This is a genomic window from Paenibacillus chibensis (genome assembly GCF_004001045.1).
GTDB classification, from domain to species: Bacteria; Bacillota; Bacilli; order Paenibacillales; family Paenibacillaceae; genus Paenibacillus_AQ; species Paenibacillus_AQ chibensis.
In genome coordinates this window covers 1-20185 of the sequence record NZ_BIMK01000024.1, presented here as the reverse complement: position 1 = coordinate 20185, position 20185 = coordinate 1, and the positions used below count along the sequence as shown (strand labels likewise).

Annotated in this window: 15 protein-coding genes, 1 pseudogene and 1 riboswitch; all 16 genes and pseudogenes read left to right on the top strand. The window is 51.4% G+C overall.

Annotated features, from left to right (window positions below; translation table 11 throughout):
* Positions 1-378 precede the first annotated feature (378 nt).
* Positions 379-3165 carry a glycoside hydrolase family 3 C-terminal domain-containing protein gene (locus tag PCH05_RS18305; RefSeq protein ID WP_127604498.1) on the top strand — a complete coding sequence of 929 codons (2787 nt, stop codon included), beginning with the start codon at positions 379-381 and terminating at the stop codon, positions 3163-3165.
* Positions 3166-3333: 168 nt separating this feature from the next.
* Positions 3334-4374, top strand: coding sequence for an FmdB family zinc ribbon protein (locus PCH05_RS18300; RefSeq protein WP_127604496.1), 1041 nt, complete (start codon positions 3334-3336; stop codon positions 4372-4374).
* Positions 4368-5165, top strand: a pseudogene (locus PCH05_RS28115) (TPM domain-containing protein). Before PCH05_RS18300 ends, PCH05_RS28115 begins: the two are co-directional and overlap by 7 nt.
* An 18-nt stretch (positions 5166-5183) precedes the next feature.
* Positions 5184-6137 (top strand): SPFH domain-containing protein, encoded by a 954-nt coding sequence (locus PCH05_RS18290; protein ID WP_127604494.1) that lies wholly within the window; start codon positions 5184-5186, stop codon positions 6135-6137.
* A 121-nt stretch (positions 6138-6258) separates the two neighbouring features.
* Positions 6259-6981, top strand: a complete 723-nt coding sequence (locus tag PCH05_RS18285; RefSeq protein ID WP_127604492.1) for a PspA/IM30 family protein — start codon at positions 6259-6261, stop codon at positions 6979-6981.
* Positions 6982-7009: 28 nt separating this feature from the next.
* Positions 7010-8041 carry a TFIIB-type zinc ribbon-containing protein gene (locus PCH05_RS18280; protein ID WP_127604490.1) on the top strand — a complete coding sequence of 344 codons (1032 nt, stop codon included), beginning with the start codon at positions 7010-7012 and terminating at the stop codon, positions 8039-8041.
* Positions 8042-8073: 32 nt separating this feature from the next.
* The gene (locus PCH05_RS18275; protein ID WP_127604669.1) at positions 8074-8829 is read left to right on the top strand and encodes a TPM domain-containing protein; all 756 of its coding nucleotides are present in this window, start codon (positions 8074-8076) and stop codon (positions 8827-8829) included.
* A gap of 21 nt (positions 8830-8850) precedes the next feature.
* Positions 8851-9840 (top strand): SPFH domain-containing protein, encoded by a 990-nt coding sequence (locus PCH05_RS18270; RefSeq protein WP_127604488.1) that lies wholly within the window; start codon positions 8851-8853, stop codon positions 9838-9840.
* Positions 9841-10038: 198 nt separating this feature from the next.
* Entirely contained in the window at positions 10039-10899 is an 861-nt protein-coding gene (locus tag PCH05_RS18265) for a hypothetical protein (RefSeq protein WP_127604486.1), read from the top strand.
* 342 nt (positions 10900-11241) lie between these two features.
* On the top strand, positions 11242-11442 hold the full coding sequence (locus PCH05_RS18260) for a cold-shock protein (RefSeq protein ID WP_127604485.1): 201 nt from the start codon (positions 11242-11244) through the stop codon (positions 11440-11442).
* 179 nt (positions 11443-11621) lie between these two features.
* Positions 11622-11834, top strand: a complete 213-nt coding sequence (locus PCH05_RS18255) for a cold-shock protein (protein ID WP_127604482.1) — start codon at positions 11622-11624, stop codon at positions 11832-11834.
* Positions 11835-12063: 229 nt separating this feature from the next.
* Positions 12064-12924, top strand: coding sequence for a protein phosphatase 2C domain-containing protein (locus PCH05_RS18250; protein ID WP_127604480.1), 861 nt, complete (start codon positions 12064-12066; stop codon positions 12922-12924).
* A 193-nt stretch (positions 12925-13117) separates the two neighbouring features.
* Complete coding sequence (locus tag PCH05_RS18245) at positions 13118-13501, top strand: GntR family transcriptional regulator (RefSeq protein WP_127604478.1); 384 nt, start codon at positions 13118-13120, stop codon at positions 13499-13501.
* Positions 13502-13533: 32 nt separating this feature from the next.
* Positions 13534-14919, top strand: a complete 1386-nt coding sequence (locus tag PCH05_RS18240; protein WP_127604476.1) for a DUF5808 domain-containing protein — start codon at positions 13534-13536, stop codon at positions 14917-14919.
* 227 nt (positions 14920-15146) lie between these two features.
* Positions 15147-17234, top strand: a complete 2088-nt coding sequence (locus PCH05_RS18235) for a hypothetical protein (protein ID WP_127604474.1) — start codon at positions 15147-15149, stop codon at positions 17232-17234.
* Between the two features lie 315 nt (positions 17235-17549).
* Positions 17550-17637: riboswitch (cyclic di-GMP riboswitch) on the top strand.
* 67 nt (positions 17638-17704) lie between these two features.
* On the top strand, positions 17705-20185 hold a 2481-nt coding region (locus PCH05_RS18230; RefSeq protein WP_164766708.1), incomplete at its 3' end, for a MucBP domain-containing protein.

The following is a 20185-nucleotide window of genomic DNA, read 5'->3' as shown; positions in this document are numbered from 1 at the left end:
CGGAATGGTTGATACATGGGGTCAAGAGCTCATTGTACATGAACGCTCTGAACGGATTCTGGACAAAAAAAGACAAAATCAGGGAGACCTGGAGGAGGAATCGACAAAATTCGTTCAAAATCATGAAACGATGGATGGGTAGATCAGCGTTTGATCCTTGCACTGCAAAGTGAGGTAATCGGAACGAATCAGACGGAGTTCATGACACATTAAAAATAAAAATACGAGCATGAGACTTTATTGGCTTCTAACCCTTATGCCGCTATGATACTATATAGACTAGGCTGAAATCGTTCTGTCGCGGCCTATGCAAACTTTCGTGATCACTGTTTTTACATAGATTTTCAACTATACAGAGGGCAATTTAGGAGGGAAACCATGAGCACACAAAATGTCGGAGCTCCACTCGAGGGATTCGCTGAATTCAGCAGAAAGGTCGCTGCGGAAGGTGCGGTACTATTAAAAAACGAAGGCCAAGTGCTGCCTATTCGCGGTTCCGAAAACGTTTCAGTTTTTGGCCGGACGCAGGTAAACTATTACCGCAGCGGCACAGGTTCGGGAGGAAGCGTTCATGTAACGCACACAACGAATCTGCTGGACGGACTGCGGAGCAAGTCAAACGTCAACGTCAATGAAGAATTGGCAGCGGTCTATGAACAATGGATTGAGCAAAATCCGTTCGACAACGGTGGAGGCGGCTGGGCAGCCGAGCCTTGGCATCAGAAGGAGATGCCGCTCAGCGACGAGCTGGTAGCTGAAGCCAGATCCCAATCTACCAAAGCGATCGTGGTCATCGGCCGCACGGCGGGAGAGGATCAGGATAACGCGATTGCACCGGGCAGCTATCTGCTCACGGATGAGGAAAAGGCGATGCTGAAGCAGGTGACGGCTCATTTCGAGCAAACGGTCGTCGTGCTGAACGTATCCAATATTATCGACATGAGCTGGCTGTGTGATGAAAGCCACGTGCATCCGATTCCTTGCGTGATCTATGCGTGGCATGGCGGCATGGAAGGCGGCAATGCGATTGCTGATGTGCTGGCCGGAGATGTAACGCCAAGCGGCAAGCTGACGGATACGATCGCGTATTCGATCGAGGATTATCCGTCGACCCGCAATTACGGCAATGAGTTTAAAAATTTCTATGAGGAAGACATATACGTAGGATATCGCTATTTTGAGACGTTTGCCCCGGACAAGGTACAGTTTGGATTTGGATTTGGTTTGTCCTATACCGAATTCAGCATCCAGCCGGAAGAAGCAAAGCGGGTAATGAAGGATGGAGCCGAATACCTGGAGCTCGGCGTAACGGTGAAGAACATTGGAACCGAATTCGCCGGTAAAGAAGTCATCCAGGTCTACGTTGAAGCGCCGCAGGGCAAGCTGGGCAAGCCGGCCAAGGTTCTGGCCGCATTCGGCAAAACAAAATCTCTGCAGCCGGGCGAATCGGAGCACCTCACGATCAGCTTCCCGGTGCAAGCCTTAGCATCCTACGATGACGCCGGTGTAACGGGACATCCCTCCGCCTATGTGCTGGAAGCAGGAACATACCGCTTGTTTGCAGGAACGAGCGTCAAGCATTTGACGGAAGTTCCTGTGGATGGACAAAGCGGCTACACGGTGGAGGAGCTTCGGGTCGTTCAGCAGCTGCAGGAAGCGATGGCGCCGACGGAAGGCTTCAAGCGTTTGCAGCCGGGGACGCGCCAAGCGGACGGGTCATATGAACTGACCTATGCCGATGTGCCGACGCGCCAAATCTCCATGGCGGACCGGATTCAGAACAATCTGCCGCGGGCGCTCGCGCAAACCGGCAACCGCGGCTACAAATTAAAAGACGTGCATGAAGGCAAAGTCAGCATGGAGGATTTCATCGCCCAGTTCAGCGATCAGGATCTGGCGGTGATCGTACGGGGAGAAGGCATGAGCAGTCCGCTTGTGACGCCGGGCACGGCATCCGCCTTTGGCGGGGTCAGCGACAGCCTGCTGCATTACGGCATTCCGGTGGCCTGCTGCGCGGACGGACCTTCCGGCATCCGGATGGATACCGGGCAGAAAGCGACGCAGGTTTCCATCGGCACGCTGCTTGCCGCGACATGGAACACGGAGCTGGTAGAGGAGCTGTACGTCCTGGAAGGCCGCGAGCTGCTGGGCTACCAGGTGGATGCGCTGCTCGGTCCGGGCCTCAATATTCGCCGCAGTCCGTTGAACGGACGGAACTTTGAATATTTTTCCGAGGATCCGCTCATTTCCGGGGAATTCGCCGCAGCCTGCACGCGCGGGATCATGAAGGGCGGCTCGAACGCCACGCTGAAGCATTTTGCCTGCAACAACCAGGAGAAATTCCGCAGCAAAGTTGACGCCATCGTCTCCGAACGCGCTTTACGGGAGATTTATTTGAAAGGCTTCGAAATTGCCGTTAAACATGGCGGCGCGAATTCGATCATGACGTCTTACAATCCGGTGAACGGACACTGGGCGGCATCGAACTACGATCTGAACACCACGATCCTTCGCGGGGAGTGGGGCTTCAAAGGGATCGTGATGACCGACTGGTGGGCAATTATGAACGACGTGGTAAACGGAGGACCTGCCGACCGGAAAAATACGAATTGGATGGTCCGCGCGCAGAACGACCTGTACATGGTCGTCATGAACTACGGTGCGGAAATCAACGCATGGGACGACAATACGCTGGAATCGCTGGAGAACGGGACGCTGACCCGCGGGGAACTGCAGCGCAACGCCGCGAATATTTGCGAGTTCATTATGCACGCGCCGGTATTTTCGAGAAAACAGGTGATCGAAAAAGCCGTCGCCGCATTCATGGCCAATCCGGGCCTGTCTTCCGCAGAGGCGCAAGTTTTGTCGGACAACGCTCAGGTGAAGCCTGCCGCGGCGGGATCGACGGTGATCCGAGTGGATCAGGCCGGCGAGTACCGGATCATCGTGCGCATCATATCGCCGGAATCGGAGCTTGCGCAAAGCGCCTGCAACGTAATGCTGAACGACCAACCGGTGACGACCATCCAAACGAACGGCACGGATGGCCGGTGGATCAAGCAGAAGCTGGTCAAAGTCGCCCTTGAAGCAGGCCTTTATGAGCTGAAGCTGGATTTCGTGAAACCGGGCCTGCAGATCGACTGGATCGAATTCAAACAAGTGTAAACCGAGGATAGATACGGGCAAGCCCGCGGATGCGTAAAAGCCGCGGGCTTGTTTTTGTTGACATAAAATATGAATCCTTTTTCCTGGTTCTGATGTATTATTATGGTATGAAGTAGCTCCTGCAAACAGGGGATAACAAGTCATTAACGCTTTTTCAGAGGTGAGAACATGCCAGTACTTGAGTACAAATGCCCAGGCTGCGGAAGCGGAATGGTATTCGATGTCGATTCGGGGAAGTTAACCTGTTCCGGCTGCGGAAGGCAGGATAATATTTTACAAATTCCTGACGTGCTTACGAGTTATGTTTTTTCGGAAGAGGATGTGGCAAAGGAGTATTGCTGCAATAACTGCGGCGCTGTGATCATCGCTGATCATGAGACGAGCGCGACCACTTGCAAATTTTGCGATTCTCCCGTCGTTTTGAGCGAACGACTTACAGGAAAGCTGGCTCCGGCCAAGATCATCCCTTTCACGGTGAGTGAGGAAGAGGCTGTTAAGGCGTTTCGGAAATGGTGCAAGCGCGGATTGTTTACGCCCGCCCGGTTTAAGCCGGCCGACCGTATCAAGAAGCTAACCGCCATGTACGTGCCCTTTTGGCTGTACAATCTGCACAGCGATGTCGAGGTGCAGGCGACCGGCAAGAAAAACAATACGTACACATCCGGTGATTATGAGTATACGGATACGAAGTACTATGACGTTTACCGGAAAATTTGCCTGGAATACGTCAAAGTGCCGGTGGACGCGGCAGAAAAGATGGACGACAGGCTGATGGATCACCTGGAGCCTTTTCCGTATGATCGGCTGGAGGATTTTAGCACCGCCTATCTGTCGGGATATATTGCCGAGAAATACAGCTACAATGAGAAAGAACTATTTCCACGGGTCAAAACAAAAATCAGGGAATACATAGACGATTACATCGACGGCACGATGTCAGAATACGACAGTGTAAGCTACCAGGATATTTCTATTGATACGAGAACACAGCAAGCCCAGTATGTTCTTCTTCCTGTATGGATCGTGCTCTACGATTTTGACAAAACGGAGCATACCTTCGCCTTGAACGGACGCACGGGCAAAGTAGCAGGCAAGCCGCCTGTGAGCAGATTTAAGGTGACTTGCTGGTTCACCGGCATTTCCGCCCTGTTCTTTATAAGTCTGCAGGAGCTTTCCTCGTGGATTATCGATGGGAGGTTGCCATGGTGAACAAGACAAGAACGTTCTCTCTTGCCGTCTTGCTTATGCTGCTGCTCGTATTGGCCGCGCCCGCTAAGCTGACCGCCGAAGGAGCGTCCTCCGTTCCCGATAAGCAGCTTATTTACGACTCTGAGAAGCTCCTGAACGAGGAAGAATACGATGAGTTGAATCGACTGGCGAATCAATACAGTGCCGAACGCGAAACAGACATCCTTGTGGTGACCTACAGCGATGAAGGCTATGATGTGAAGCGGCTAATCGAGGATTTTTATGATAACATGGCCCCCGGGTTCGATAGGCCTCATGGGAATGCGACGATCTTGGCGCTGAATATGAGCGATAGGGAGGTCTTTGTGGCCGGATTTTATAAAGGGGAAACGTATCTGAACGGTAGCAGGCTGAGTAAAATCCGGAAAGAAGTATCGCCCGACCTGACGGATGGCAATTATTAGCTTGCATTTCAAAAGTATATAGAGTCTGTACATCGATACATGGGTGTGAACCCAAACGTCAATCCTGACTTGATCTTTTTTAATATCTGGGTTCAGCTTGGCTTTTCGTTATTGGTCGGCTGGCTGATCGTAAGGGGGATGCTGCGCCGATCCGGCAGCCATATCACGGTCACATCGGACACATACGAGAATACCCGAACATCGGGGCTTTTGGATTACTCGGACAAGTATACCCATACGAGCACGACAAGCCGCAAAATCGAGAAAAGCAGCTCCAGCTCAAGCGATGGCGACGGAGGAACCACACCTGGAGGCCATTCCTACAGCGGCAGCAGAGGATCGTTTTAAGGGGAGGGAGATCAGGACATGAGCTTACGCAATCAGTTTGCAAGCGTGGTGGAATGGGACGAATTCCGGGACGATATGATTTTTTGGAAGTGGAAAAACTCGGAGATCAAGCGGGGCAGCAAATTAGTGATCCGACCGGGGCAAGATGCGGTGTTCATTTACAACGGCAAAATCGAAGGGATCTTTCGGGACGATGGGGAATATGAGATTGATTCGAGTATACTTCCATTTCTGTCAACCCTTAAAGGGGCGTGGTTTGGTTTTAACAGCGGCATTCGTGTGGAGGTTCTATTCGTCAATACGAAGGAATTCACCGTGAATTGGGGAACCCGAAGCCCGATCATGCTGCAGTCGTCCTTGGTCCCAGGAGGTTTGCCTGTACGCGCTAACGGAGTGTTTACGTTCAAGGTGGTCGATTACGTCACGTTCATCGAGAACATTGCGGGTATCCGGGATATCTATCTGGTCGAAAACGTGAAGCTTCGGATCGTGTCCATCCTGGACCTGCTCCTCATGAAGTGGATCAGCCGCGAAGGTCAGAATATGTACAATTTGCAGGCAAACGCGCAGGAGATCGCCGAAGGAATTCGGGCAGACCTCGATAAGCAGGTGCTGGAAAATGGGATGACCATCACGGAGCTGCGCGTCCTTAGTTTCAATTATCCCGATGAGATTCAGGATATGATTGTCAAAGCGGCTGCGCAAGACATGATCGGCCCCGTACAGGTGTACCAACAAGCGAGCATGACAAATGCCATGACCTCCGGAAGCAGCTCGGGTGGAGGAATAAGCACAGCGGAGACTGGGGCAAAAACGGGGATCGATGCGATTCTGGAGATGATGGATGACCTTCAGGAGGAGATTCAAAACGACCTCCGGCATGCTAAAACGAAGCCGGGTTCCAGCCCGAATTGCGAAACGGCTTTGGATGAGGCGGGGAAGTGCGGAGGATGCGGCTACAAGCAAAGCTAGAAACTTGCGGAAACAGGTGGCATACAGACCAAACCATAGGAGCGATCTTCCCTGACTGAAACCTTTCCCCCGAATTTCATGTATTATAGGATAAAAGCAACTTTCGAGGAGGCGGCTCAATATGGGAATCTTGTCGAGGTTTAAGGATGTTATGAAGGTCAATATCCACTCGCTGCTGGAACGGGCGGAGGATCCGGAGAAGACGATCGATGAATACATGCGCAGTCTTGGCAGTGACCTGGGACAGGTCAAGGCTGAAACGGCTTCGCTGCTCATGAACGAGCGCCGGGCGAAGGCAGCGCTGGATGAATGCGTCGCAGAGATCGAGAAGCTGCAGCGCTATGCCGTAAAATCGGTGGAAGCGGGAAACGAAGCCGAGGCGAGAAAGTTTTTGGAACGCAAGGTGCAGCTCGCCGCCAAGCGAAGCGAATTGCAGACGGCGTACGACCAGGCTGCTGCCAACGCGGCAAGCATGAAGCAGATGCAGGATAAGCTGGTGTCCGATATGGGACAGCTGGAAGCGCGGCACCTGGAGCTTAAAGGGAAAATGGCGGCTGCGAAGCTGCAGCAGGGGATGAAAACGGGCAGCGCTTCGGGCAAGGCCGCATCCTCTTTTGCGGTGATGGAGGACAAGGCGAACCAGGCGCTGAACGAGGCGGAGGCACTGGCCGAGCTGCGAGCAGGCAAGCAGGAGGACGACCTGGATGAGCTGATGGCGCAGCTTGAGAAGGAGCAGCAAGCGAAGGCTGCGCAAACGGGTGAAATGCAAGCAAGCGCGGATGCGGCTGCCGATCCGGATGATGAGCTGGCGGCCATCAAAGCCAAATTGAACAAGAAGGAATAACAGTCCCTTCAGGTATTGAGGTGAGCAAATGTCGGTTATTGAATACAAATGTCCGAATTGCGGCAGCGGCATGGTTTTTGACAGTGAGACCGAAATGCTGTCCTGTCCCAGCTGCGGACGAAAGGATAACATCGAGAACATCCCCGATCCGCTGAAGCAGCAGGCGAATGCCGAAGATGAAGCGCAGGAATACCACTGCACCAGCTGCGGAGCCGTCATTCTGACGGATCCCGAGACGAGCGCGACGACATGCAGCTTTTGCGGGTCGGCGGTGGTCCTGGGCGACCGCTTGAGCGGAAAGCTGACTCCAGCCGTCGTCATTCCTTTTGCGATCAGCAAGGAAGAGGCGGTCAAAGCTTTCAAAAAGTGGTGCAGGAACGGCCTGCTGACGCCGAGCGGATTCATGTCCGCCGACCGGATCAAGGGCATGACGGGGATTTACGTGCCGTTTTGGTTATATGAGCTACATAATAATGTAGAGGTTCACGGCCATGCTACCAAAGTAAGGATCTACACGAGCGGCGATTATGAGTACACAGAAACCCAGCATTTTGAGATTTACCGGAAGATACGCCTCAATTACTTGAAGGTACCGATCGATGCATCCGAGAAAATGAATGATGAACTGATGGATAAATTGGAGCCTTTCCCATATGAGCATCTGAAGGAATTCAAGACGCCGTATCTCGCTGGCTACATCGCGGAAAAATACAGCTACGACGACAAGGCGCTTTTGCCGCGGGCAAAGGATAAAATCAGGGAATTCATCGATGCGTATATCGCGTCCACCGTGTCAGGGTATACCTCAGTCAGTTATACGGATAAGCAGATCGATACCAACGCCAAGCAGGCGGATTATGCCCTGTTTCCGGTATGGATGGTCCAGTACGACTTCCGCAAAAAGGATTACACGTTCGCCATGAATGGCCAGACCGGCAAAGTCGTAGGCAAACCGCCGCTCAGCAAGGCGAAGGTGGCCGCATGGTTTGCCGGCGTATTCGGGGTTTCGTTCATTTGCCTGAAGCTGATTTCGTGGATGATGGGAGGGGGGTTCCTGTGAACAAACGCCGCGCGACATGGAGCCTGCTGGCGATGATGCTTTGCCTTACGGTGATGCTTATCGGTCCCCTACAAACGGCTAAAGCCGCTGGCGACCAGCCGCTGATTTACGATGAGGCGGGGCTGCTCAGCCCGGAGGACAAGGAAGAGCTGACCATCATGGCCAAAGAGTACGGCGCCAAGAGGGATACGGATATCATCATTTATACATCAAACAATCCGGAGGGCCAGGACGTTCAGATCATGACCGAGGATTTTTACGACGAGAAAGCGCCGGGATACGATCATCCGCTGGGTAATGCCGTCATTTTGACGCTGGACTTCAACCATAGGGATATATACCTCGCGGGGTTCTACAAAGCGAAGGAGTATCTCGACGACCAGAGGCTCGATAAAATCCGGAACAAGATCACGCCAGACCTGAGCGACGGCGAATACAGGCTTGCGTTCGAGAAGTACATTAAAACGGTTTACAAATACATGGGCTACAAGCCGGGCGTAAATCCGGACAATATTCTGTTTAATATCTGGTTTCAACTGGGCGGAGCAGCCGTCATCGGTATCATCGTCGTTGCCATCATGACTTCACGCTCCGGAGGCCGTGTGACGGTGAGCGGCCGAACCTACGAGGACAAAAGCACGTCCGGCGTTCTGGAGCACCAGGATGCCTATATTCGGACGACAACGACAAGACGTAAAATCGAAAAGAATACGAGCAGCGGCTCGGGCGGCGGCGGGGGAACCACTTCGGGTGGCCATTCGCACAGCGGCAGCAGAGGATCATTTTAACGGAAGGGAAGGGATTCAGGTATGGGATTTTTCAAAAACCAGTTTTCAAACGTCGTGGAGTGGGAAGAATTCAGAGATGACATGATCTTCTGGAAATGGAACAACCGGGAGATCAAAAAAGGGAGTAAGCTGATCATTCGCTCCGGCCAGGACGCGATCTTCGTGAATAATGGCAAAATCGAAGGGATCTTCGAGGATGAGGGCGAGTACAGCATCGATTCGGATATCATTCCGTTCCTGTCGACGCTGAAGGGCTTCAAGTTCGGCTTCAACAGCGGCATGAGAGTAGAGGTTCTCTTCGTCAACACGAAGGAGTTTACCGTCCGCTGGGGTACGCAGAACCCTGTGCTGATTCCGACACCGCAGCTGCCGGGCGGCATGCCGATCCGCGCCAACGGTACGTTCAACTTCAAAGTGAATGACTACGTTACGCTGATCGATAAAATCGCCGGCATGAAGGACAGCTATCTCGTGGAGGACGTCAAGCTCCGCATTACATCCGTGCTGGATCAGCTGCTCATGAAGTGGATCAGCAGAGAAGGCAAGGATATGTTCAACCTGCAGGCGAACGCCTTCGAAATAGCCAAGGGCATCCGTGAGGATCTCGATATGGAAGTGATGGGCCACGGAATGACGATCACGGGCTTCCAGGTGATGAGCTTCAACTATCCTCAGGAAATTCAGGATATGATCACGAAGACGGCATCCCATGAAATGATCGGCAATCTGCAAAAATACCAGCAGGTGAGCATGACCGATGCAATGTCTTCCGGCAAGCTACAGGGAGGCGGCGCCGCGTCGGACATGGCAGGCATGATGATGGGCATGAACATGGCGAACGAAATGATGAAGAACATGAATCAAGGCCAAAAGCCTGCGGAGCAGAAAGCATCCGAGCCGGCGAAATCCGAAGCTCCCGAAGGCGGCAAGAAATACAATTTTTGCCCGAACTGCGGCGCGAAGAACGAAGGGGCGAACTTCTGTCCGAACTGCGGCCAGAAGCTGAACTGATTTCGGATTTAACCGCCTGCTGACGCGAAGAAAACAAGAATTAAACGATGGAAGCGATCCTGGATGGCTTCTGCGTTTAATTCTTTTTTATTTGCCGTGCATTAGAACGGGATGATAGCTTTTACTTATTGACCAGCAGTAAAATCTCCTTATATAATAGAAACTGTAAATATTTGTTACATAAAGGGGATTTTTCCTTTGATAGAAGAAGAGGATGCAGTCGAATTCATCGACATTGACATATTGGTTAATATGGTAAAAATGGCGTTCGCCATGGAGAATTGGGAGGAAGTGATCTCCTTGTCTCAGAGTTTATTAGAGACTGCGAAAGCGATAGCGAGCCATCCGTCCAAGACATCCGGCGAGCGAATCGAGACGAAGCGACATATATCATATTATTTTGGTTACAGCTACCTGATGCAAGGACTGGCTTTTCAAAAATTAAAGCAATACGCATTATCGATAGAATGCATCGAGTATTACCGGGATCTTAGTTGGCTGAATGATTCGACCCATGAGGCGATTACGATCGTGGAAGACTTCAATAAATTCGCCAAGGCCAATCTGTTGACGCTGGATATTTTGACGGGCAATCGGAATAAGCTGCCGGAATACACCCAGTTTCTTCAGCAAAATCCGGATCAGATTCTTTCGGGCCTCATTACCATTTTAGAGTCGGCGATTCTATATTCCTATAACGTGGACCATGTTCTGGAACCTTTGAGAAGTCACCTCCGGGATGCTTCCTTTTATACCGAGCAAGTCCTTGCGACCAAGTATCTATCTTACTCTTTCATGCTCGCTTTATATTATTCCCTGAATGACCATACACAGGAAGCTATAAATATATCTTTACATAATTTGTCATTATGTGATAAACTAGGAAATGACAAATATTTCAAAAAGACGATAGCGTTGTTTGAAACGATCAAGATCTATGCATCCGTCTCGCAGCTGGAGGAATACTCACGAATACTCAAAATAATATTTGAAGGAGAGATTTCGAATGAAAAAGGCAATCGCTTTAGCAGCAGTTTTAGCAGTAGTCATTTTCAGTAATCCATCTGTGACAACGAGTTTTGCGCAGGATCACACACCACCGATTCAAGCATTTAATCACGGTTCCGAGTATTGATGTTGGACCATGCAGCGGATCGTTCCGAGGAACGATTCGCTGTTTTTATGCGCCATTTCAAAAAAAATTGAGATACGATTCCAATTTTATCCTCAACAGGTATCAAAACGTGATCATCTGTGTTATAATAAGATTATTGAAATAAGCCCTGGAGAAATTCACATAACGTAGAGGGTTATTCTCGGTTAATAGCCTTGTACGATATGTGATTTTTATTTAAGGATAAGAATGCCATATGACTTTTCTTGAAAGGAGGTCGAACATACATGGAAACAGGTACAGTGAAATGGTTTAATGCTGAGAAAGGCTTTGGTTTCATCGAAGTTGAAGGCGGAAACGACGTTTTCGTACACTTCAGTGCAATCGTAGGCGATGGCTACAAATCCCTGGATGAAGGCCAGCGCGTTGAATTTAATATCGTGCAAGGCAGCCGCGGACCACAAGCCGAGAATGTCGTAAAACTCTAATTTAGAGCTTGGTGCCCCCGAACAGTTTTGTTCGGGGTCATTTTTTTAGCGCACTTATTCGTGTTTTGTAGCCTGACTATGATAAGCCTCCGCCCCAAAAGCGGTGGGCCCTTGGAAAATATACATTGACGAAGAAATTCACTGCAGCAACCAATACGGTATAGAAAGAGGGATGCATGATGTACAACTCACGAAAAAAACCATTGGAGGATCTGCCGACAGAACTCACGGATATATGGTCTTGTTCGAATGAGAACTGCAAGGGATGGATGCGGGATAATTTCGCTTTCTCCGAAGCGCCTATATGCCCCCAATGTCAATCCAAAATGGTTAAAGATCAGAGAATGCTGACGGTGCTTACGAATAACAGCCCCAGCCAGACCAAAAAATAATCAAATCGGCGACGAATGAAAGACATGCCAGCATGATTCGTCACCACCGTGGAAGCCTGGTCCGCATGAGGACCAGGTTTTTCTGTGTATCCGGAGTTCTCGGGTTATCGTTGCAGGCTAAAAGTGTACACGGAGCTTTTCTCACGCGGCATCGTCATGATACCATTGACCCTAAGAAGGCACATCGGCTAGGATTACGGGAACAAGACGAGCCAAAGGGGGAAGCATCATGGAAATACAGCATTTTTCAATTCAGGGAACCGGGGAATGGAACGAAGACGCTATCGTCATAAACGAGAAACAGCGGCTTTATGGCGTTATCGATGGGGCGACTTCGCTTGTCCCTTACCGGAGCGCTGAAGGGGAAACGGGCGGCCGGCTGGCCTCACAGCTGCTTAAGGGTTACTTTGAACGGCTTTCAGACGGAGACCGCCGTGACCTGGAGACGCTGACGATTGAAGCGAACGCTGAGCTTGGGGCGGCCATGCGGGCTGCCGGAATCAAGACCGGCCATAAAAACGAGCTTTGGACCGCGGCCGCAGCGCTGATCCGCATGACCGATCACCATATCGAATATGTGCAGGCGGGCGACTGCATGATTATGGCTTTGTACCGGGACGGACAGGTCCGGACGATTACGCGCGATCATGTGTCCCATATGGGGGAGGCATCCATGGAGACCTGGAAGGAAGGCATCGCATCCGGTATCCGGACCCGTGCAGCCTTATGGGAGCGGGTTCTTCCGCAAATCGTCGGCAACAAGGATGTCATGAATACCGATGAGGGGTACTCCGTGCTGAACGGGCTGCCGGACGCGGATCGCTATATCGAGAGCGGCAAGATCAACCGGATTCAATTGGCCGGACTGCTGCTTGTGACCGACGGGCTCTTTTATCCGGAGGAATGGCCCTGCGCAGCATCGAAAGACAACGGCAGCCTGAATGAAAAGCTTGTGCGGCGCGTCGCTTCTGAAGGCTTGGAGGGTTACGGCCATTGGCTGCTTGCCTTGGAGCAAGAGGACCCGGAGTGTATTCGCTATCCCCGTTTTAAAAGGTCCGACGATAAATCCGGTATTTGGATTACATTTTGAAAAGATCGCGAGCACAGCTTCGCCGTGCAAGGACACTGACAGAAATGTCGGTGTCTTTTTTTGTGGCCCGTGCAAGCCGCATTTTTCGCTCTCTTGGATGAAGGAATGAACCCCGTCGACTTTAAGTATTAGTTGTATTATAATAAGTAATACTTAAACGAATGATGGTATGACGCGAGGAGGGTGACACAACATGGTGATTTCATTAGAACTGGACAGCGATACGCCCTTGTATGAGCAGCTGCGCAATCAGATCGTGATCGGCATCGCCACAGGCCAGCTGGCCCCGGAGGAGAAGCTGCCCACCGTACGCCAATTGGCGGAAGAGCTCGGAATCAATACGATGACGGTCAACAAAACCTACTCGCTGCTGAAGCAGGAAGGCTACATCGTTATCGACCGGCGGCACGGAGCCAAGGTGAGCCCGCAGCTGCAGAACCATGCGGAGCCCGCTCCGGAGCTTGAGGGACAACTCCAGCTCATTATTGCGCAGGCAACGATCCAGGGTATAGACGAGTCGAAATTTCAAAAGCTCTGCGCGCGGATTTTTTCCACAATGACGTATCAGCACCCCTAAACGACGACGGAAATGAGGTGTTTGGATTGTTCATGCTTACATTGACTTTGTTATTTTCAGCTATCATCTGTTACATCGTCCTCCTGGCCACCTATAAACCGCAGGCGAAATACCGAAGCGGCATGCTGTTTGCCGTGACCCTGCCGGAGGAAGCTCTGGAGCATGAGGGGATCCGCGGCATTCAAGCCCGGTTTCAAGCCTCATTCAACAAAGCGAGCATCGGTATGGGCCTCGGGCTGATTCCTTTCTTGATCCTTTACCAGTTTATGTCCGTTCAAGTCCTTTATTTTTTCGTATGGCTTGTTGGCTCTGTGATCGTCATGGTGCTTCCCTTTCGGCGGGCGTTCTGGGAGACACTGGCATTAAAGCGAGAGCATGAATGGTTTGTCGGCCATAAGCGGGTTATCTTGACCGATCTGCGGGTATCCCAGCTCAAGAATCAGCGTTCTGCCTCCTTGTGGCTTTATGTGATTCCGTTTCTGATGGTGGCGGGCTTGCTGTTGTGGGCGATCCGTGGGGATGCAGAGCTGTATGCGATTGCGGCATGCGGGTTCCTCCTGACGGCCCTTTTTTTCGGCTTCTCGCTGTACATACGCCGGATGAGGACGAAAGTATACAGCATGAACACGGAGGTTAATCTGGTATTGAATCAAGCGAGGCGAAGATCGCTTTCCTATTTGTGGCTGTGGATGGCAATCGCCGAAAATATTCACCTGGGACTTCTATGCCTGCTTCTATTGAACGAAAATCCGGCTATGGACGGCGTCTGGTTGGCGGTGATCCTGCTCTTCACTGCCATTCCGGTTGGAAGCTTGCTGTATGTATACCGCAAAATCAATACGCTAGAGCAGGAAATTCTATCCCGGGACGGAAAAATCGTGTACACGGATGAAGACGAATATTGGTCAAACGGCTTCACCTACCATAATCCGTATGACAAAAGCATTTTTATGCCCAAAAGGGTGGGCATCGGAGAAACGGTCAATACCGCGACCCCGGTCGGGAAACTTATCGTGTGGGGGGCCGTGGGAATGACAGCCGTTTTGATTCTCGGGGTAACGTTTATGATGATCCGGTCGGAGCTGACTTCGCCTGCGCTTGCCATTACGAGCGAGCACAGCGTGGAGATTAAGTACCCGATGTATTCCTATGACTTCAGCATAGACGACATTCAGGAGCTGACGCTGGTCGACAGCATCCCATCCGGCGCCAAGACGAACGGGGAGGCTACGGGCAAGTATGCGCGGGGATATTTCCGGCTGAAGGAGCTCGGGAAATCGAGATTATATATTTTTAAAGATAAACCTCCATATATCCGCATCAAGCTGGATAGCGGGTACATTTTTTATAACGAAAAAGAGCCCGGGCGGACAAGGGAGTTGTTTGAGCAGCTGAGAAAGCAGGCGGGGCTTGATTGATCGGAAACGGTATTGGAAAAGCATTCATATGGAGAAAAAGACATCTGGGGGCCAGATGTCTTTTTTTGGAGGGGAAAGCATGCAAAAGACAGGGGAATCACGCGGTCATCATGACAAGAATCATGACAAAATTCATGACAAGACTTTGCAGAAAGGGACTTGTACTCCGTTTTCGCACAACGTTATAATGGGGACAAAATTCGAGTTCGGAAGCGACGGGAGTAGTTATGAACAGCAGAACGGGTCGATATATGTTGAAGGAAGGCGTTTGTTTTATCGGGAGGAAGGAAGAGCTGGCTGAGGTTACAAGCTGGCTGGAGGGCGAAGAGGCGGAGACGAGGCTCTTTGCCGTTACGGGAATTGGCGGGATCGGCAAGTCGACGTTTATGACCGAAATTTCCCGGCTTGGCAAGTGCGAGGGCTGCCTTTGCATCTGGCTGGATGGACGGACGTTTCCTCCCACGCCGGCTGCCTTTTTAGAAAATTTGGCGGCCGCGGCGGCTTTGGAACAGCTTGGCCAGCCTTACGGACATCCTTTGCAGATGCTCACGGAAGCTGGTCCGCAGCGGCGAGTGATGCTTTTTATCGATAATTTCGAAGAGATTTCGTTATTGGAAGGATGGCTGCTCCACGCGTTCTTGCCGAAGCTGCCGGCTGCGGGTGCAGCCGTGCTGCTTGCATCCCGTCCACGCCTGCCGCTGACGTGGATCGCCCATCCGTTTTGGGGAACGCGAATCACGGAATTCACGCTGGCCAAATTTTCAAACGAAGAAATGCATGATTACATTGTATCCTTTGGCAGCTTCACGACGGAGACGGCCGGCAGACTGGTCCGTATGAGCGACGGACATCCGCTGGCGCTTGCCTTGTCGGTAGACGCGGCGATGAGGGAAGGGGGCGAGGAGCCGCATAAGCAGGCCATTTCGCAATCGATCAGCGCGCGCGTGCTGCATGAGGTGGCTTCACCCCAGCTTCAGCCCTTGGTTGATGTCCTGACCGTTCTTCCCCGGGCCAATCAGGAAATGATCTCCGGTATGTTGGGTACGCAGGTATCTCTGCAGGAGTACCGGTCTCTCGCCGAATTGTCCTTCGTTCGTTCGCTGGACGACGGGCTCGCGCTGCATGACGTGGCAAGGATGCATCTGCTCAGGGATTTCCGTCAGCGGGAACCGGACCGCATGCTGCGTCTGCAGTCTGCGGCCGCGCAGCTTTTGTATAACAAACTGGGGCAGGCAGGCCGCTTGGAGCAAAGACAAATCGCTTCCCAGCTGCTGATGCTCAGCAAAGACCTGCTCACGCCTCATCGGAGCTATTTCGACTTTTCGGGCGATGGGCTTCCTCCGCTGGAGCAAGCGATAGCGACGGATTTGCCGCAGCTGCACGATATGCTGGCCGAATGGTGCAGCTATAGTGTGGACCCGCCCATGAACAGCATTTATCATGCGTTTTTGGATGCGCTCTTTGAGCGTTTTCCAGAAAGCATCGGAGTCGTTCGGGATGGGGCGGGGCGGCCCGTCGGGATGTTTATCATTGTGCTGGTGTACCGCGAAACGGGTGCGTTTCTTCAGCATTATTTTCCGCATGAAATGTCGGAATGCTTTCGGCCGGAGGAGTGGAAGTGCGAGCAGGATCAAGCGGATACCTATTATCCCGTGCTCGGGGCGGGATCGAGCCGCATGCCGGGATTTACGCGGGAGGAAATCGTCGGCCTTCTGACGCTCGATCGCCTGTCGCTGCTTGGTGATGGGAACCGCGCCGTCCTGGTGGCCACCAACGGGGAGCTTAAGCAGCAGCTGCTGCGCATGGGCTTTCGGATGCGTCCGACAGCAACCCGGGCCAGCGATGTTTCCTGGGCCAAAGCGGATGTATTAGAGCTGGATTTTCGGTCAGGCAACTTCGGGGAGTGGGTGCTTTCGTTTTTTGAGGGCGAGCAGCGGCAGCCGGAGGAGCAGAAGATAACGTTCCAACAGCTTCCCTTGGAAGATCAGGAGCAAAGCCTGAGAAAAATGCTGCAATCGCTGCAGCAGCCGGTTGAGCTGGAAGAATACGCCGACCAGTTTGCGGGAATCGGCAGCGGCCTGGAGCTGCAGCGATTCCTGCTGCATCAGCTGCGCTCCGCAGAGGTGCAGGGTCTTTCAGAGGAGAATCGGGCGATACTCTATGCCGCCTATTGGCTGCATGCGGGGAATTCCGATGCTGCCGCGATGGAATGCAGCATGAGCCGGGCTACCTTTTACCGGCATTTGAAGAAAGCAGTTGCGAATTTTGCGCGGGTATTGGCGGACGAACATTCCGACAACCAGATGCAGGGGTGATAAGCCGAGGAGGGCGCGGCAAGGCGAATTCATACCATTTTACATAAACATGTATCAGTCAAGAATGAGACTAGATTGAGACTCGCTCTTTCGGAGGGCGTGCTAGAATGTAAATGTCGGAATTGGGAACTAAAATTAAGAAAAAGGTAGCAAAAGGAGGAGACATCAGTCTTAAAGTCTCTGGAAATTTTGCCTGTTAAGGGAATTGACAGCCCGGCGTGCCTGGTATATATTGGTCTAAGCCTAGTACTTATATACTATACGGACGAAATGCGCTTGACGGATGATACTTGTGCACCTGCATTAACCAACAATTTTATATTTTGGCACACTAATCGAAAGATTAGCTCGCAAAGCCTAGGAGTCTAAGAGTCTAACGACTTATGATCGTCCGGCTGCACTTAACATTGTTAATGCAGTCGGGCGATTTTTGCGTTCCAGGGACCAAATTTAAAATTGAGGAGGACAAGATGAAGCGAGGTTTAAAATTAATCGTATCGTGGCTGTGCATCGTGGCGGTATTTACGGGCCTGATCCCAGGCGGCTTGCTGGTCAATTCGGCATCCGCAGCAGCTTCGGGCGAAATCGTATGGCCCAATCCCGGCGCGACCAATCTGAAGAAGATTGCCGAGCCCGTGGCGGGCAAGCAGGGTCAGTGGAAAATCACGCTCACCGTGGAAGGCAAGAACATCAAAACGGCTTCCGATGTGGTGCTGGTGATCGACCGTTCGGGGAGCATGAAAGATTCCAGCCGAATGGACAATGCCAGAACCGCTGCGCAGAAGTTCGTGGATAATCTGCTGCTGAAAGATTCGGCAACGAAAATCGGAGTGGTGACCTTCGATAAAACGGCTGATATCAAATCCGAACTTTTGGGAGTCGACAAAAAGGCTGATTTGACCAAAGTGATTAAAAATATCACGGTCAGCAGTGAAGGAACGAATATTCAAGCAGGGCTCAATAAAGCGCGTACGATGCTTGATAAGAGCACGGCGCAAAATAAGGTCATCGTTCTGCTTAGCGACGGGGCTCCGACATATAGCTACAAGGCATCTGCTGCTGCACTCCAAACTTGGCCTAACAATAAGTACAGTATTTTACTAAGTAATTTTGACTACACCAATACTATCGGTTCTGGCAGTTCGTTTTACCTTAAACCCAGCTATAACGTAAAGATTGGCAAAACTACTTATACTGTTGGGGATAATGGGCTTGGTACCTTGTCAGAAGCATCCCAAATAAAAAATAACGGCATCGGAATTTATTCCATTGGTCTTGAAGTCGGAGGCGACCCTGACGCAAATTATGTGCTGAACAATGTCCAGAACAAAGGATACTACTCTTCAACCAGCGGAGATCTCAGCAAAGTATTCAACGAACTGTCCGGACAAATCTCTTATGCGGCGCAAAACGCCGAGGTAACCGACCCGATGGGCGCCATGTTCAACAAGGTCGGCGAACCGACGATTTCTCAGGGGACCATCGAATGGAACAGCACGAAGGAGACCTTTACCTGGAAAGTCGGAAACGTGATGGAGGGTTCGCCGGCAACGCTGACGTACATCGTGGAGCTGGATCCCAAGCAAACCATTGATTCCAACACTGCGTATCCTACAAATGGTGACACAATTCTCAGGTATGACGATATCAACGGAAAAAAAACCACGAAGTACTTTGAGGTTCCTAAAGTAAGCTTCGGCAAAGGCTCCATTCTGGTGAAAGGCTACCGCGTCAACAATGACGGCCAGCCGATCAATGAAGACGGCGTGGTTGTCGATAAGCCGGAGCAAGCGCAGGAACTCGTGAAAGGGTACTACTTCAAAGATAAGTCGAACAACGAAGCTTTGGACATCAATAAATCCTACGACGTGTCTGCACCGAGCGTCGATGGCTACGAGCTTAAAGTCGGAACGGATCCGTCGAAAGTGTCACTGACGATCGGTAATCCGACGCCAACGGTTTGGTTTGGCTACGTGCAGGCTGTCGAACAGCAAGTCAGCGTGAAGTATCTGGAAAAAGAAACGAACAAAGAGCTGTTAGCCCCTACGACGGAAAAGGGCTTGAAAGGAAAACAAGTCCAGCTTACGGCGAAAACAAGTCCAGGTTATACGGCTGAAAAGGCAAGCGACAAATACACGTTTACGGCCGATAAAAACCAGACGTACACATTTTACTATACGGCTAATGCACAGACAGTAACGGTGAAGTATCTGGAAAAAGGATCAAATAAACCGGTATCCCCAGAAGCGATCGTCAAAGGAGCTACAGGCAAGGAAGTGAGCCTGGAAGCGGCTAGCGTCAAGGGGTATACACCGGAGAGTACCGTAGCGAAGTACATCTTCACCGCCGAATCCGGTCAAATTTATACGTTCTACTACACTGCGAACGATTATACGGTGAAGATCAAATACCAGGACGAATCCGGTAAAGATATTGCCCCTTCCTTAGAGAAGAAAGGCAAGGCGGGCGATAAGCTTGACGTGACGGCAGCGAACGTGGACGGCTACACGCCGAACAAAGTCAAGGATGTATACACCGTAAACAAGAATTCGAACCAAACGTATGTCTTTACCTATACGCTGACGACCTACCCGGTAACGGTGAAATACCAGGATAAGCATGGTGCGCAACTGGCTGCTCCGTTGGAGCTGGAAGGCACCGAGGGTCAGACGCTTGAGTTGAAAGCAGCTGAGGTGAAAGGCTATACGCCGGAAAATGCAACGCATCAATACACGGTCATCAAGGCAGCAAATCAGGAGTATGTGTTTACTTACACGCTGAAGACGTTTGAGGTGCAGGTGAATTTCGTCGATGAAGACGGAACAGCTCTTAAACCGGCTTCAAAGGCTGAAGGCAAACCGGGCGATAAGCTCACGCTGACGGCCGAGACAATCGACGGCTATACGCCGGATCAAGCGAGCTTCGAATATGAAGTGACGAAAGAAGATAAC

Bases quoted from the DNA above. Each gene is read 5' to 3' on its own strand.
- PCH05_RS18250 (WP_127604480.1), top strand. From the start codon at position 12,064: ATGGAAATACAGCATTTTTCAATTCAGGGAACCGGGGAATGGAACGAA.
- PCH05_RS18260 (WP_127604485.1), top strand. From the start codon at position 11,242: ATGGAAACAGGTACAGTGAAATGGTTTAATGCTGAGAAAGGCTTTGGT.
- PCH05_RS18255 (WP_127604482.1), top strand. From the start codon at position 11,622: ATGTACAACTCACGAAAAAAACCATTGGAGGATCTGCCGACAGAACTC.
- PCH05_RS18240 (WP_127604476.1), top strand. From the start codon at position 13,534: ATGCTTACATTGACTTTGTTATTTTCAGCTATCATCTGTTACATCGTC.
- PCH05_RS18280 (WP_127604490.1), top strand. From the start codon at position 7,010: ATGTCGGTTATTGAATACAAATGTCCGAATTGCGGCAGCGGCATGGTT.
- PCH05_RS18275 (WP_127604669.1), top strand. From the start codon at position 8,074: ATGATGCTTTGCCTTACGGTGATGCTTATCGGTCCCCTACAAACGGCT.
- PCH05_RS18305 (WP_127604498.1), top strand. From the start codon at position 379: ATGAGCACACAAAATGTCGGAGCTCCACTCGAGGGATTCGCTGAATTC.
- PCH05_RS18235 (WP_127604474.1), top strand. From the start codon at position 15,147: ATGAACAGCAGAACGGGTCGATATATGTTGAAGGAAGGCGTTTGTTTT.
- PCH05_RS18300 (WP_127604496.1), top strand. From the start codon at position 3,334: ATGCCAGTACTTGAGTACAAATGCCCAGGCTGCGGAAGCGGAATGGTA.
- PCH05_RS18245 (WP_127604478.1), top strand. From the start codon at position 13,118: ATGGTGATTTCATTAGAACTGGACAGCGATACGCCCTTGTATGAGCAG.
- PCH05_RS18290 (WP_127604494.1), top strand. From the start codon at position 5,184: ATGAGCTTACGCAATCAGTTTGCAAGCGTGGTGGAATGGGACGAATTC.
- PCH05_RS18270 (WP_127604488.1), top strand. From the start codon at position 8,851: ATGGGATTTTTCAAAAACCAGTTTTCAAACGTCGTGGAGTGGGAAGAA.
- PCH05_RS18285 (WP_127604492.1), top strand. From the start codon at position 6,259: ATGGGAATCTTGTCGAGGTTTAAGGATGTTATGAAGGTCAATATCCAC.